This is a genomic window from Pseudomonas batumici, assembly GCF_036585405.1.
GTDB classification, from domain to species: domain Bacteria; phylum Pseudomonadota; class Gammaproteobacteria; order Pseudomonadales; family Pseudomonadaceae; genus Aquipseudomonas; species Aquipseudomonas batumici.
This window is the reverse complement of record NZ_CP144470.1, coordinates 4,010,833-4,023,776: the sequence shown is the minus strand read 5'-3', so window position 1 is coordinate 4,023,776 and position 12,944 is coordinate 4,010,833. Positions and strand designations below refer to the sequence as shown.

Below are 12,944 nucleotides of genomic sequence, written 5' to 3'. Positions count from 1 at the left end.
GAGAGCACAAACGACAAACCGTTCGAGAAATCACGAAACTGTCACGCTTCGAGGTATCTCGATAGGCCAGAGGGCCGGCTTGCACGAGAGTGGTAACCCTCATCCAACAGGCTAGTGCCTTCCCTACAAGCCTGTCGGATGGGACATCAACTGAAACCATTCAAGGTAATCCGATGAAAATCTCTCAAGTCTCTGCTGCCGTGTCTCTCGCTCTGGCCGCCCTTATCGCCCTGCCGGCTTCCGCAGCCAACGACGGCATCATCAACTTCAGCGGCCTGGTGACCGACGTGACCTGCACCATCGAAGGCGAAACGCCGGGCGGTGGCACCGTGGTCAAGGACGTCGACCTGGGTGGTGTGTCCGCCTCACGCCTGACCAACACCGGCGACCGCGCCAACCTCACCGGTTTCACGATTCGCGTCGGCGCGCCAGGCGAAACGGCCTGCACCAACGGTCGCACCGCCATGGTCGCGTTCGACCCGACCAGCCCGGCGATCGACGTCGCTACCGGCCGCCTGAACATCGACGGCGGTGCGGATGCCGCCAGCAACGTCCAGGTCGAGGTGACCAAGCGCGACGGCACGCCGATCCACGTCTACACCGAAAAATCCGAAGGCGTGGTCATCGCCGACAACCAGGCGCTCATCCCCCTGGCCGCCCAGTACTACGCCACCGCCGCCGCGGGCGAAGGCGAGGTCAACACCCGGGTCGGTTTCATGGTCGAGTACGCCGACTAAGCGTCCTCCAATGGACCTGCGCCCTGGCGCGGGTCCAGCCTTCAATACGAGAGCTTCGCCAATGAACAACCTGGCTCGTTCGGGCATGGTCGTCTGTGCCCTTCTGACGGCATCGCTGCACGCTACGTCCTCGTTTGCCGCCGTGGTCATCCATGGCGCGCGCGTGATCTATCCCGCCGAACAACAGGAAGTCGTGGTCCGGCTGGAGAACAAGGGCGAACGCCCTGCCCTGGTTCAGCTCTGGCTCGACGACGGCGACAAGACCGCGACGCCCGCGACCGCGCAGGCGCCCTTCACCGCGATGCCGCCGATCCTGCGCATCGAACCGAAAAAGCAGCAGGCCCCGCGCCTGCGTTATACCGGCGAGCCGTTGCCCACGGACCGCGAAAGCCTGTTCTGGCTGAATGTGCTGGAAGTCCAACCGACCTCGGCCAACGCCACGGAAAGGAACCTGCTGGAGCTGTCGTTTCGCTCCCGCCTGCGCGTGTTCTTTCGACCGCAGGGGTTGCCCTATCCGAAGGGTGCCGCGGCCCCCAAGCTGAGCTGGAAGCTAGTGCCCCACGAAGGCGGTCACGCACTGGAAGTCGTCAACCCCACGCCGTATCACGTCTCGCTGGGCTCGGTCGAACTGGTGGGCAAAGGCCGTGGCGAACGTTATCCAAAGGCCCCGAACAAGGAGGTCAACGACAGCCTGTTGCTGCCGTCCGGCGATATCAAGCGCTTCCCGCTGCCGGCCCTGCGAGCCCTGCCCAGCGGCGCCCTGAAGGTCGAGTTCAGCGCGATCAGCGACCTTGGCGCGCGCGTCAGCCACAGCGCCGACCTCCCCTCTTGAACCGAACCGACGATTGCCCATGAACACCCTCAGATCCCAGCACACCACCCGCTTCACTCGCCTCGTCGCCCAGCTCGTCCTCGCGACCCTGACGCTGATAGCCGGCTTCACGGTGCAGGCCAGCGTCATCATCACCGGCACCCGCGTGGTGTATCCGGCGAACCAGAAGGAAGTGACCATCAGGTTCGAGAACAAGAACCAGAAACCGGCGCTGGTGCAGGTCTGGCTGGACAGCGGCGACGAGGAAGTGACACCGGAACAGGCCAAGGTCCCGTTTGTCGCCTCGCCGCCGATCTTTCGGATGGAGCCGGACAAGCAACAGGTCGTGCGCCTGACCTACACCGGTGAACCGCTGCCCAAGGATCGCGAGAACCTGTTCTGGCTGAACATGCTGGAAGTCCCACCCAAGGCCCCGGATTCGGAGCAGAGCAACCAGTTGCAACTGGCGTTCAAGACCCGCATCAAGGTGTTCTTCCGACCGCAGGGCCTGCCGTACGAGGCGGTACAGGCCACCGAAAAACTGCTCTGGAAGCTGGTGAACACCGAACAGGGGCCAGCCCTGGAAGTGCATAACCCCACGCCCTACCACCTGAACTTCGATTCGGTGGATCTGCTGGCGGCGGGTCAACGCCATGCCAAGCCGGTCGGCGAGACGGCAGCCGAGAACATGGTCAATCCCCATGCCAACAACCGTTTCCCCCTGCCCAGCCTGAAGTCGGCGCCAAGTGCCGGCGCCCAGGTCGAATTCCAGGTCATCGACGACTACGGTGCCCGGCACACGCACAAGGCCCAGGTCACGCCATGACGGGCTGAACGAACACCCGGCGTCACTAGAACGCCCACCCATGACGACACCTCCAGCCCCGTCGCGATCCTGAACGCGCGACGGCAGGGAACGGCTTGCCCGAATCCGGCAATACACAAGGTTTGGAACGTTAGCGATGAGATCGAAGACACAACCTGTAGCCGGCGGATCGCGCCCTGTGCGCAGCCGCCTGGCCCACGTCATTCACAGCCTTCTGCTGCTGGGCGCCGGTAGCGCCCTGGCTGCCGAAGAGGCCGAGCGGGTGGAGTTCAACCCGGCCTTCTTTCCGGGAGGTGGAGGGCAGATCGACATCTCGCGCTTCAACGAAGGCAATGTGGTCCTGCCGGGACATTATCGTGCCGATATCGCCGTCAACGGCGGCTGGATCGGCCGGGAAGAACTGACCTTCGCCGGTGCCGAGGGCCAGAAAAACGCGCAGCTTTGCCTGGACCGCCCTCTGCTGATCAGGCTCGGGGTCGACCTCGACGGGGTGGTACAAAAGGCCGCCGAAGCCGGCCAAACCGTTCCGCCACCGCTACCGAGCACGCCGGTCTGCGGCGATATCAGCACCTATCTGCCCGGTGCCAGCGCCCGCTTCGATGCCGGCGAGAGCCGGCTGGACCTGCAAGTCCCGCAGATCTACCTGGCACGCAAGGCACGCGGTTATGTCAGCCCGGAGCACTGGGACACGGGCGTGAACGCGGCGTTCGTCCGCTACGACGCCAACGGCTTCAGGAACACCAACCAGGGCCGTTCATCGTTCTCCAACTCCCTGAGGCTGAACACCGGTCTCAACCTGAACGGTTGGCACCTGCGGCACAACGGTGCCTACAGCAGCGACAATGCCGGCAGCAGCTACCAGAGCAGCGCCACCTACGTGCAACGGGAACTGCCCGGGCTGCAATCGCAACTCATGACCGGCGAGATCTACACCACCGGCGAGTTGTTCGACAGCCTTCGCCTGCGCGGCGCGACCCTCTCCACCGACGATCGCATGCTGCCCGACTCGCAGACCGGCTATGCGCCCATCGTCCGTGGCGTGGCCGAGAGCAACGCCCGGGTCAGCATACGCCAGCGCGGCATACTGCTGGACGAAGTCAGCGTGGCCCCGGGGCCGTTCGTGCTCGACGACCTGTTCCCCACCGGCTACGGCGGCGACCTGGAGGTCACCGTCACCGAGGCCGACGGGCGGCAGCGGCAATTCATCGTACCTTTCGCTTCCGATGTGAAGCTGCTCCGGCCGGGCTATAGCCGCTATTCGCTGAGCCTGGGCGAGATGGCCGAGCTCGGCGTCAACAGCAACCCCTGGCTGAGCCAGGGCACTTTCCAGTACGGCCTCAACAACCTGCTCACCGGCTATACCGGGGCCTTGGCCTCGTCAGGCTATCACTCGCAAATCCTCGGCGCGGCCCTCAATACCCCGCTGGGCGCGATTTCGCTGGATGTGACCACCTCCCATGCCGATCTGCCGGGGAACGGAAATCGCCGGGGCCAGAGCCTGCAGGCACGCTACAACAAGAACTTCGCCGACACCGGGACCAACTTCGCCCTCGGCGCCTTCCGTTACTCCACCGACGGTTTCCTCACCGCGCGGGATACCGCGCAACTGCGTGAACTGGCCCAGGACGGACGCAGCCTGGACAATATCAGCCGGGTACGCGATCGCCTGGATATCAGCATCAACCAAAGCCTTGAGCGGGGTTCGCTGTTCCTCAGCGGCTCGTCGCAGAACTACTGGAACCGCAAGGGCGGCAGCCTGAGCTTCAGCGCCGGCTACAGCAGCAACTGGCAACGCATGAACTACACCGTCAGTGCCCAACGTACCCGCGACCTGCTGACCGAGCGCAGCAGCAACCAGATCGACCTCACCATCAGCCTGCCGCTGGGTTACTCAAACCGTGCGCCCAACCTGTCGAGCACTCTGATCCACGGCGACAACCAAAACAGCGTCCGGACCGGCCTCAGCGGCTCCTGGGGTGAACGCAACGAGATCAACTACGGGGCCTCGGCCAGTCACGCCGATAATGGCGGCGGCAACAGTTTCAACGCCGACCTGCAATACCGCAGCCGCTACGCCCTGGCCTCCACCGGCTACAGCCAGGGCAACGGTTACCACTCGCAATCCCTGGGCCTGTCCGGCGGCCTGGTGGCCCATGCCGACGGCCTGACCCTGACCCCGGAACTGGGCGACACCATCGGCCTGGTCAACGCGCCCGGGCCAAGGGCGCCTGGGTCGGCAGCAACAACTCGCAGGTGGACGACAACGGTTACGCCGTGGTGCCGCACCTCACACCGTACCGCCAGAACGTGGTCGAACTGGACCCCAAGGACATGTCCCATGACGTGGAGCTCAAGTCCGCTTCGCACAACGTCGCGCCCCGGGCCGGCTCCGTGGTGCTGATGAAGTACGAGACCAGCAGCGGGCGGGCCGTGATCATCAATGCCCTGCGCGAGGATGGCAGCCCATTGCCCTTCGGTGCCGATGTGTTCGATGAAAGCGGCGCCAGCGTGGGCACGGTCGGACAAAGCAGCAAGGCGTTTGTCCGGGTACCGCAGGATCGCGGCCAACTGACGGTCAAGTGGGGCCCGGCCAGTACGGACATCTGCCGGATCGCCTATGACCTGGGCACGCTGGCCGAGTCCGAAGGCTTGCGGCAGATGGATGGGAAATGTCGGGCCGATATGACCGATGCGCCTCGGTCGGCCCCGTCTGATACAGCTGCGGATGAGGCTTGATCATGGTCACGAATAACTGCTCCGGAAACGACCCTGTCGACAGACTCCAGACCTTATTTCACGCTAGACAGAAAATAAAATGCTCCATCCAATCAGTTTTCGCATTGCTGACACTGTTACTGCCTGTCGCGGCTCAAGCTGCTTGCAACTATTACCCGAACAACCCCCGCAACGGCGCGACTTTTCCAGCCACCATCAGCGTGCCGTCAAGTCTGGCAGTGGGAGCCCTGATCGCAAAAACAGCCTTCAGTGGCCCATACCCCAGCGGTATCAGCACCTGCACCCCGCCTATCATGCAGCAAACCACCGGGCGATATACAACCGCTGATTCGGTGACGCTTCCCGGTGTGGGGCATGTCTATCGAACCAATGTTCCAGGGATTGGCATACGGGTCTATGCGACTCTCAGGTGGGGGTCCCCATACTTAATGCCCCTCCACAGCAGCTCGACTGCACTGACCTACACAAGCTATGAACACACTATCGTTACGATGGAGGCTCAGTTCTACAAAATAGGGAACGTATCAAGCGGTACAGTCCCCAGCGGCAACCTCATGGTGAACAACTGGGATGGGCGCCCTATCCACACGGTTGTACTGAACAACTCAGTCAGCTTCGTCGCCCCAACCGCCACTTGCGACCTCGCCGCTAGCGACGTCGACCGCACCATCAGACTGGACCCCGTGCGGATCTCGAACTTCACCGGCATCTCGACCGGCCTTAAATACTTCGACCTGACCGCCACCTGCAGCAATGCCTCGAGCGTCACCTTCAGGTTCACCGGCACGCCGGCCTCCGGGAACTCCGCGCTCTTTGCCAACACCGACACGGCTGGCGGCGTTGCGCTATGGCTGCATACACCGGGCCAGACGGTCAGCCACAACAGCACCCGCACCGTGCCGGTGTCCGCTAACCGCGCCGTGCTGCGATTGGGGGCGGAGTATCACAAGACCACCGGCCCCCTGACCAAAGGCAAGCTGGCCAGTACCGTCACCGTCAACATCACCTACAACTGAGCCAACAGACCGCTCGTGACAGCGCTCATCGAATGCAATGCGTCAATCAACCCCTTATCTGACAAGGATACCTGCAATGAAAACACCTCTTTTCGTATTGTCCCTACTGGTTACCGCTGCCACGACCACCGGCACGGCTCAAGCTGTCCAGACCACCACACTGCGGTTCATAGGGGATATCCAGGGTGGCACCTGCCACCTGGACGCAAGCGATCTCGGCCGCACGATCGAATTGCCCCCGGTCAAGGTCAGCGACTTCGATTCAACCACTTGGACCGGGGTCAAGACATTCGACCTGACCGCCAACTGCGACTCGGATATCAGGAATGTCACCTTCACCTTTGACGGCACACCGGACTCCGTCGCGCCTGCACGCTTCGCCAATGTCGGCGGCACCGTCCGCGGCATCGCTACCGTGATTCAATCGCGCATCGGGGGAACGACCTACAGCTTCCCAGCCAACGGCGACGCTCCCGCTCGCTCGCGAACCATTCCAACAACCGCCGGCCGTGCGGTAATCCCCATGGCCGCGCACTACATAAAAGTCGGCACCGTCACCAAAGGCAACCTGATCACCCCGGCGCGCGTGACCATTACCTACAACTGACGCCCCAAGCCCTAATAGGCCGCCACCTTCCGCCGGCCCGCCAGAACGGACAACACCCGATGAAAACCTACCTGATACCCCTGGGGCTGGCGCTCGCGGCCATCGCCCAAGCTTCAGCCACGGAGACCCTGAACCCGAGCAGTCTGCAGATCGAAGGCACTATCGAGGGCGGCACCTGCAACCTGATTGCCGATGACATCGAGCGCCCCATAGCCCTGCCACCGGTCAAGGTCGGTGACTTCGCGGGCGCCGACTCGGCGGGTCACAAGCCCTTCGAGCTGAGCGCCCGCTGCGACTCGGACATCAAGAGCGTGACCTTCACGTTCCAAGGCACGCCGGCCCCCTCGGACGGCGCGCGCTTCGCCAACACCGGCGACGCCCACGGCCTGGCGCTGTGGCTGTACTCGCGCCTGGGGGGCGTGCAACAGACCATCCGTGCCGACGGCAACGACAATGCCCGCACCCTGACGCCAAGCGGCGGCCTGGCCGTGCTGCCACTGGGGCGGCCTACTGGAAGTCCGGTGCGGTCAGCGAAGGCAAGCTGGAAAGCCTGGCGACGGTGGACGTCACTTACAACTGAGACATGGCTGGATAAGCAACGGGTTCAGGTAAACGGCGCGTGCCGATCCCAGGGAACCCAAGCGTTGAAAAACAGGGGGAGGAAAATGAATAGGCCTTACAAGGCAATATCCGCAACGGCGCTGTTCTTGTCCATATCCGGACAGGCGTTCGCCGCGTGCACGTCTTCCGTCTACCATCCAGGTGGGTATTCCGGTGATATTGGCTCTGTCACCGTGACGGACATTAATGCTTCTGTCGGTAGCCCGCTCACCGGATGGAGAGATTTTCCGAGTGTCAGCCAGGGCACCAAGCGAGTCAGTTGGTATTGCGAGAGCATCACCAACGTGAAATTCAGTGCACAGGGGGCTGCCGGTGCGGTATCGACCTACAACGATGGATCTCGATCTTATAGCGTCTATCCAACAGGCATGCCCGGCATCGGGATTGTATTCAGGACCCACGGCGACACTGGGGCCGGTTCGCACAATATCGTCACCGGGATCCTGAGTAACACCACACAGCGAACCTACAGCCAGACCAATCCCGCCACGAGCAACAGGACCTACGCCTATGAAATCAACTACCGGCTGATAAAAACCGGTGCAATCTCTTCTGGCGGCATTGTTCCTCGCGTTATTGCCAGGACATGGTGGGAACCAACGCCCTCGCATTTCAACCCGCGTGAATACAATATCCTGTTAGGTAGAGGAAATATCATTGCTCCAGTGCCTACCTGCGATCTGGCTACGAGCGACCTCGACCGCACCATCAGGCTGGACCCCGTGCGGATCTCGAACTTCACCGGCATCTCGACCGGCCTTAAGTACTTCGACCTGACCGCCAACTGCAGCAATGCCTCGAGTGTCACCTTCAGGTTCACCGGCACGCCGGCCCCCGGGAACGCCGCGCTTTTTGCCAACACCGACACGGCTCGCGGCGTTGCGCTATGGCTGCATACACCGGGCCAGACGGTCAGCCACAACAGCACCCGCACCGTGGCGGTGTCAGCCAACCGCGCCGTGCTGCGATTGGGGGCGGAGTATCACAAGACCACCGGCCCCCTGACCCAGGGCAAGCTGGCCAGTGCCGTCACCGTCAACATCACCTACAACTGAGGCGTACACCCTGCGCCAAGACCCTGTCCGCTAGCCGGCAGTGGCCTGCAGCCCCGCCAGCAGCAACCGCTGGAGCAGCTCCTCTTTCAGGCCCTCCGGGTGGCTCAATCCCATGCGCTCCAGATGCGCCGCAAAGGCCGCCGGCTCGGGGGCGTCCAGCGCGGCCTTGCCCAGGTCGAGCATCTCCGTGAGCTTGAATTTGCTCTTGAGCCAATTCAGCGCCCGCAGCAGATCCCGCTCCTGCGCCGTGAAATCACAGCCCAGCGGATACTCCGGGAACAAATGCGGGTGCCGTGTCCGAATCGCCTGCAAACGTTGTGGGCTGTTATCGGCAAAACGTGGATCGAGCCGGAAACTGCCCGGCAGTTTGCCGACTTTTTGCGCTTGCTCGATCAGCTCTGCCTGAAAGCGCGAATCGGTGATATTCAGCAACGCCTCGATCACCTGGGCATCGGTCTTGCCGCGCAGGTCGGCAATCCCGTACTCGGTCACCACGATATCGCGCAGATGTCGGGGGATGGTGCAATGACCGTACTCCCAGACGATGTTCGAACTGACCTCGCCGCCCGACTCGCGCCAGCTGCGCAGGATCAGGATCGACCGCGCGCCCTCCAGCGCATGTCCCTGGGCCACGAAGTTGTACTGCCCGCCGACACCGCTGAGCACCCGCCCATCTTCGAGCTGGTCCGCGACGCCCGCGCCGAGCAACGTCATGGTGAAGGCGCTGTTGATAAAACGCGCGTCGCGGCGCTGCAGGCGCTTGAGTTCTTCCTGGCCAAACAGCTCGTTGATGTAGCTGATGGCGGTCATGTTGAACTCGCCCAGCTTGTCCCGGGACAGCTCGTGCAGACGCTGATAAAAACTGCGCGGCCCGAGAAAGAAGCCGCCATGCACCATGACGCCACCGCTTTGCACGGCGGCGCCCAGGGTTCCGGCATTGGCCTGGCGCTGCTGCTCAAGGTCGGCATAAACCTTGCGCCGCACGATGCCCGCGTCCACCAGCACCAGCAGGCCGTTGACGAACATCTCGCTGCAACCGTAAACCCCCTCGGCAAACGCCTCGACACCACCCTCCTTGTCGAGCAGCGCTTTCCAGGGCGACAGATCGATATCCGCCAACAAGGCCTGGTAACTCTGGTTGTCCGCCTGGCGGGCCAGCAAGGCGCCAGTCAGCGCATCGCCCATGGAGCCGATGCCGATCTGCAGGGTGCCGCCATCGCGCACCAGGGTGCTGGCGTGCAGACCGATGAAGTGATCCTGGGTATCCACCGGCATGTTCGGGGTGGAGAACAGGGTGCTGCGCTCCACTTCGTCGATCAGCAGGTCGAAAGCGTCACGGCTGAGTTCCGAATCCCCCGGCATGTAGGGCAGGTCGCTGTGGACCTGCGCCAGCATCAGGATGGTTTCGCCGGCGGCCCGGCGTCGGGCGATCATCGGCAGCAGGTCGAGGGTGATGTCCGGGTTGCAGCTCAGGCTCAGGCGCTCGGGGTGCTCCGGGTCCTCGGCCACCAGTTGCGAGACCAGGTTCAGGCCGGCGGCGTTGATGTCGCGGGCGGCATGGCTGTAGTTGCTGCTGACGTATTCCTGCTGGGCCTGCGTGCTGTGCAACAGGCTGCCGGGCTGCATGAAGAACTGCTGGACCTGGATATTCGGCGGCAAACCGTCCCGACGCAGGGCGGCGAGGAAATCCAGTTCGGGGTAATCACCGAACACCCGTTCGACAAAGGGTTCGAGGAAGCGCCGCTGCAAGCCGTCGCCCAGGGACGGGCGGCCGAGGGTCAAGGCCGTGTAGATGGTCAGCCGGCGCTCCGGCAACTGCCTGATGCGCTGGTAGAGCGCGTTGATAAAACGATTGGGTTTGCCCAGGCCCAAGGGGCTGGCCATGTGAATATGCGCCGGCAGCCGCGCCAGCACCTCGTCGACTGCACGTTCGATAGAACAGGACTGCACCATCCGACCCTCCTCGCCTTTCCCTGAATTGAGGTTGGACCGAGCTTGCCGGGAATTGGCTGAAAAAGACATCCTGATGCTGCGGCAGAAACAAAAAAAGCCGCTTTTGAGCGGCTTTTTCGTGAAGATCGGTGTTATTTCAAGCCAGACATCTTCTCGATGGCACCCTGAAGCTCTTCAGGCGTACAGTCGGCGCAAGTCCCCTTCGGTGGCATGGCGTTGAAGCCATGAGTCGCCACTGCCGCCAGGCCCGCAACGCCTTTCTTGCCTTTCTCCTCGTCCGAGGCTCCGGCAATACTCGCAATCACGGTGCTCACATGATCGGCCCGCTCTTTCCAGGCCGCGGTATCACCGATTTTCGGCGAATTCAAAAGACCGGTGCCATGGCAAGCATTGCAATGCTTGGCAATCACTTCATCCGGCGTCTTGGCCCCGCCACCGCCACCCGCGGTAGCCGCCACTGCCATCCCCTTGCACTCTTGGCCCTGCACACACACCTGGCCCACCGGCTCGAGGCGCTTGGCGATATCTTCATTGATTGTCGAAGCCTGGGCGCTGACGGCCCACAGGGCGACTACGGTTGCTGGTACGGCCAGCATTTTCATAATTGGATTCACGCGTACACCCTCAATGGTGGCTAATCACGCCCCGAACCACGGTTTCGCAGGCGGGCGTGAGTATAGCGGTTCGATTGCCCCTGCGAAACAACCACAAGAGTTGCAAGGGTATTGGCCGAGTGGCGAATCGGCACCGCCGGACGCCTTGAAATCCCTGACCTGACGCCTCTCGCTCTTAAAAATTCGCCGGTGTCGCTGCGCTGATTAGTCGCGCTGGCGTATCGAACGGGTTGCGGAAACGGTGCGGCTTGGTGCTTTCAAAATAGTAGCTGTCGCCCGCTTCGAGGACGAAAGTTTCTACGCCAACCACCAACTCCAGTCGCCCCTCCAGCAAAATGCCCGTCTCCTCACCCTCGTGGGTGAGCATTTCCTCGCCGGTGTCGGCACCTGGAGGATAGATCTCGTTGAGGAAGGCGATGGCACGGCTGGGATGGGCGCGACCGACCAGCTTCATGGTCACCGCACCATCGGAAATATCGATCAGCTCGTTGGCCTTGTAGACGATCTGGGTCGGTTTTTCCTGGAGGATTTCCTCGGAAAAGAACTCGACCATGGACATGGGAATGCCGCCAAGAACCTTTCTCAGCGAACTGATCGAGGGGCTGACGCTGTTTTTCTCGATCATTGAAATGGTGCTATTGGTGACGCCCGCGCGCTTGGCGAGTTCACGCTGAGACAGACCTTTCAGTTTACGGATGGATTGCAGTCGTTCACCGACGTCCAATACGGCAGTCTCCCAGGGATTCAGGCGATGTTGTAATTGAGCGATATCATGGCATAGCGTTCAGTATTTACAACACTCAGGGCCCAATCCCGTTCGCAGAGACGACCTGTGGCGCGGCGTGCTTTCCTGCTAGCTCCCGCTGTAGAGCAGTGGTACCCGACGCAGGTTGCAGAAAATCTGATACGGAATGGTCCCGGCCTGGGCCGCCACCTCGCTGGCCAGCACGTTCTTGCCCCACAACTCCACCGTCGAACCCAGACCGGCCTGGGGCACATCGGTCAGGTCAACACAGAGCATGTCCATGGACACCCGGCCCAGCAACCGACTGCGTTGACCGGCCACCAGCACCGGCGTGCCGGTCGGCGCATGGCGCGGATAGCCGTCGGCATAACCCATGGCAACCACACCAATCCGCATCGACTTGGGCGTCACGAACTGGCCGCCGTAGCCCACCGGCTCACCCGCCGGTAGTTCGCGCACGCTAATGATTTTCGACTCCAGGGTCATGACCGGCTGCAAGCGCGCGGCCACGGGGTTTTCTTCCTCGAAGGGGGTGGCACCGAACAGCAGGATGCCCGGGCGTACCCAATCGCTGGGAATCTGCGGCCAGCCGAGCACCGCCGGGGAATTGCACAGGCTGACCTCGGCCGCCAACCCCTGGCGCGCCGCTTCGAAGACCGCCACCTGTTCGGAGCTGCGCTGGCAGCCCAATTCGTCGGCACGGGCGAAGTGGCTCATCAGCACGATCTTCGCCACCTTGCCGCTGGCCTGCAGACGCTGGTAAGCCGCCTGGTACTGCGCCGGCTCCAGCCCCACCCGGTGCATGCCCGAGTCCAGCTTGAGCCAGACGTTGATCGGCTTGGCCAGCACCGCCCGCTCGATGGCCTCCAACTGCCAGAGCGCATGCACCACGCACCAGAAATCGTGCTCGACGATCAAGGCCAACTCGTCGGCCTCGAAAAAACCCTCCAGCAACAGGATCGGTGCACGGATACCGGCGGCCCGCAGCTCCAGGGCCTCCTCGATGCAGGCCACGGCAAAACCGTCGGCGTCGGCCTCCAGGGCCTGGGCACAGCGCACCGCGCCATGGCCGTAGGCGTCGGCCTTGATCACCGCGAGCGCTCGGGCACCCGACACTTCACGGGCCAATTGGTAGTTGTGACGCAGGGCTTGGAGGTCGATCAGGGCACGGGCAGGACGCATGGCGGCAAACTTCTGGACGGTCAACGGGAATAAAAACCGGT

At 62.7% G+C, this 12,944-nt stretch carries 10 protein-coding genes and 2 pseudogenes; 8 read left to right on the top strand and 4 right to left on the bottom strand.

Annotated elements, in window-relative coordinates; genetic code table 11:
- Positions 1–173 precede the first annotated feature (173 nt).
- From NUH87_RS18130 to NUH87_RS18100, 8 genes and pseudogenes are all read left to right on the top strand, one after another.
- Positions 174–737 carry a fimbrial protein gene (locus tag NUH87_RS18130; protein ID WP_338522129.1) on the top strand — a complete coding sequence of 188 codons (564 nt, stop codon included), beginning with the start codon at positions 174–176 and terminating at the stop codon, positions 735–737.
- Positions 738–798: 61 nt separating this feature from the next.
- Complete coding sequence (locus tag NUH87_RS18125) at positions 799–1,569, top strand: fimbria/pilus periplasmic chaperone (RefSeq protein WP_338522128.1); 771 nt, start codon at positions 799–801, stop codon at positions 1,567–1,569.
- Positions 1,570–1,588: 19 nt separating this feature from the next.
- The gene (locus tag NUH87_RS18120; protein WP_338522127.1) at positions 1,589–2,374 is read left to right on the top strand and encodes a fimbria/pilus periplasmic chaperone; all 786 of its coding nucleotides are present in this window, start codon (positions 1,589–1,591) and stop codon (positions 2,372–2,374) included.
- Between the two features lie 136 nt (positions 2,375–2,510).
- A pseudogene (locus NUH87_RS18115) lies at positions 2,511–5,110 on the top strand (fimbria/pilus outer membrane usher protein).
- A gap of 2 nt (positions 5,111–5,112) precedes the next feature.
- A pseudogene (locus tag NUH87_RS31300) lies at positions 5,113–5,652 on the top strand (hypothetical protein); the annotation flags it as partial.
- 12 nt (positions 5,653–5,664) lie between these two features.
- Positions 5,665–6,126 carry a fimbrial protein gene (locus NUH87_RS18110; protein WP_338522125.1) on the top strand — a complete coding sequence of 154 codons (462 nt, stop codon included), beginning with the start codon at positions 5,665–5,667 and terminating at the stop codon, positions 6,124–6,126.
- A 76-nt stretch (positions 6,127–6,202) separates the two neighbouring features.
- A complete protein-coding gene (locus NUH87_RS18105) occupies positions 6,203–6,733 on the top strand; it encodes a type 1 fimbrial protein (protein ID WP_338522124.1) in 531 nt (176 codons plus the stop codon).
- A gap of 59 nt (positions 6,734–6,792) precedes the next feature.
- Positions 6,793–8,409, top strand: a complete 1,617-nt coding sequence (locus tag NUH87_RS18100; RefSeq protein WP_338522123.1) for a fimbrial protein — start codon at positions 6,793–6,795, stop codon at positions 8,407–8,409.
- Between the two features lie 30 nt (positions 8,410–8,439).
- Here the strand turns inward: NUH87_RS18100 and NUH87_RS18095 are convergent, their stop codons facing one another.
- From NUH87_RS18095 to alr, 4 genes are all read right to left on the bottom strand, one after another.
- Positions 8,440–10,362 (bottom strand): acetyl-CoA hydrolase/transferase C-terminal domain-containing protein, encoded by a 1,923-nt coding sequence (locus NUH87_RS18095; RefSeq protein WP_338522122.1) that lies wholly within the window; start codon positions 10,360–10,362, stop codon positions 8,440–8,442.
- A 131-nt stretch (positions 10,363–10,493) separates the two neighbouring features.
- The gene (locus NUH87_RS18090; protein WP_338522121.1) at positions 10,494–10,964 is read right to left on the bottom strand and encodes a c-type cytochrome; all 471 of its coding nucleotides are present in this window, start codon (positions 10,962–10,964) and stop codon (positions 10,494–10,496) included.
- Between the two features lie 187 nt (positions 10,965–11,151).
- A complete protein-coding gene (locus NUH87_RS18085; protein ID WP_040071689.1) occupies positions 11,152–11,700 on the bottom strand; it encodes a cupin domain-containing protein in 549 nt (182 codons plus the stop codon).
- A gap of 129 nt (positions 11,701–11,829) precedes the next feature.
- Complete coding sequence (gene alr / locus NUH87_RS18080; protein ID WP_338522119.1) at positions 11,830–12,903, bottom strand: alanine racemase; 1,074 nt, start codon at positions 12,901–12,903, stop codon at positions 11,830–11,832.
- Positions 12,904–12,944: the final 41 nt, after the last annotated feature.

Excerpts from the sequence above, each read along its gene's own strand:
- NUH87_RS18130 (WP_338522129.1), top strand. The coding sequence starts at position 174 with ATGAAAATCTCTCAAGTCTCTGCTGCCGTGTCTCTCGCTCTGGCCGCC.
- NUH87_RS18125 (WP_338522128.1), top strand. The coding sequence starts at position 799 with ATGAACAACCTGGCTCGTTCGGGCATGGTCGTCTGTGCCCTTCTGACG.
- NUH87_RS18120 (WP_338522127.1), top strand. The coding sequence starts at position 1,589 with ATGAACACCCTCAGATCCCAGCACACCACCCGCTTCACTCGCCTCGTC.
- NUH87_RS18110 (WP_338522125.1), top strand. The coding sequence starts at position 5,665 with ATGGTGAACAACTGGGATGGGCGCCCTATCCACACGGTTGTACTGAAC.
- NUH87_RS18105 (WP_338522124.1), top strand. The coding sequence starts at position 6,203 with ATGAAAACACCTCTTTTCGTATTGTCCCTACTGGTTACCGCTGCCACG.
- NUH87_RS18100 (WP_338522123.1), top strand. The coding sequence starts at position 6,793 with ATGAAAACCTACCTGATACCCCTGGGGCTGGCGCTCGCGGCCATCGCC.
- NUH87_RS18095 (WP_338522122.1), bottom strand. The coding sequence starts at position 10,362 with ATGGTGCAGTCCTGTTCTATCGAACGTGCAGTCGACGAGGTGCTGGCG.
- NUH87_RS18090 (WP_338522121.1), bottom strand. The coding sequence starts at position 10,964 with ATGAAAATGCTGGCCGTACCAGCAACCGTAGTCGCCCTGTGGGCCGTC.
- alr (WP_338522119.1), bottom strand. The coding sequence starts at position 12,903 with ATGCGTCCTGCCCGTGCCCTGATCGACCTCCAAGCCCTGCGTCACAAC.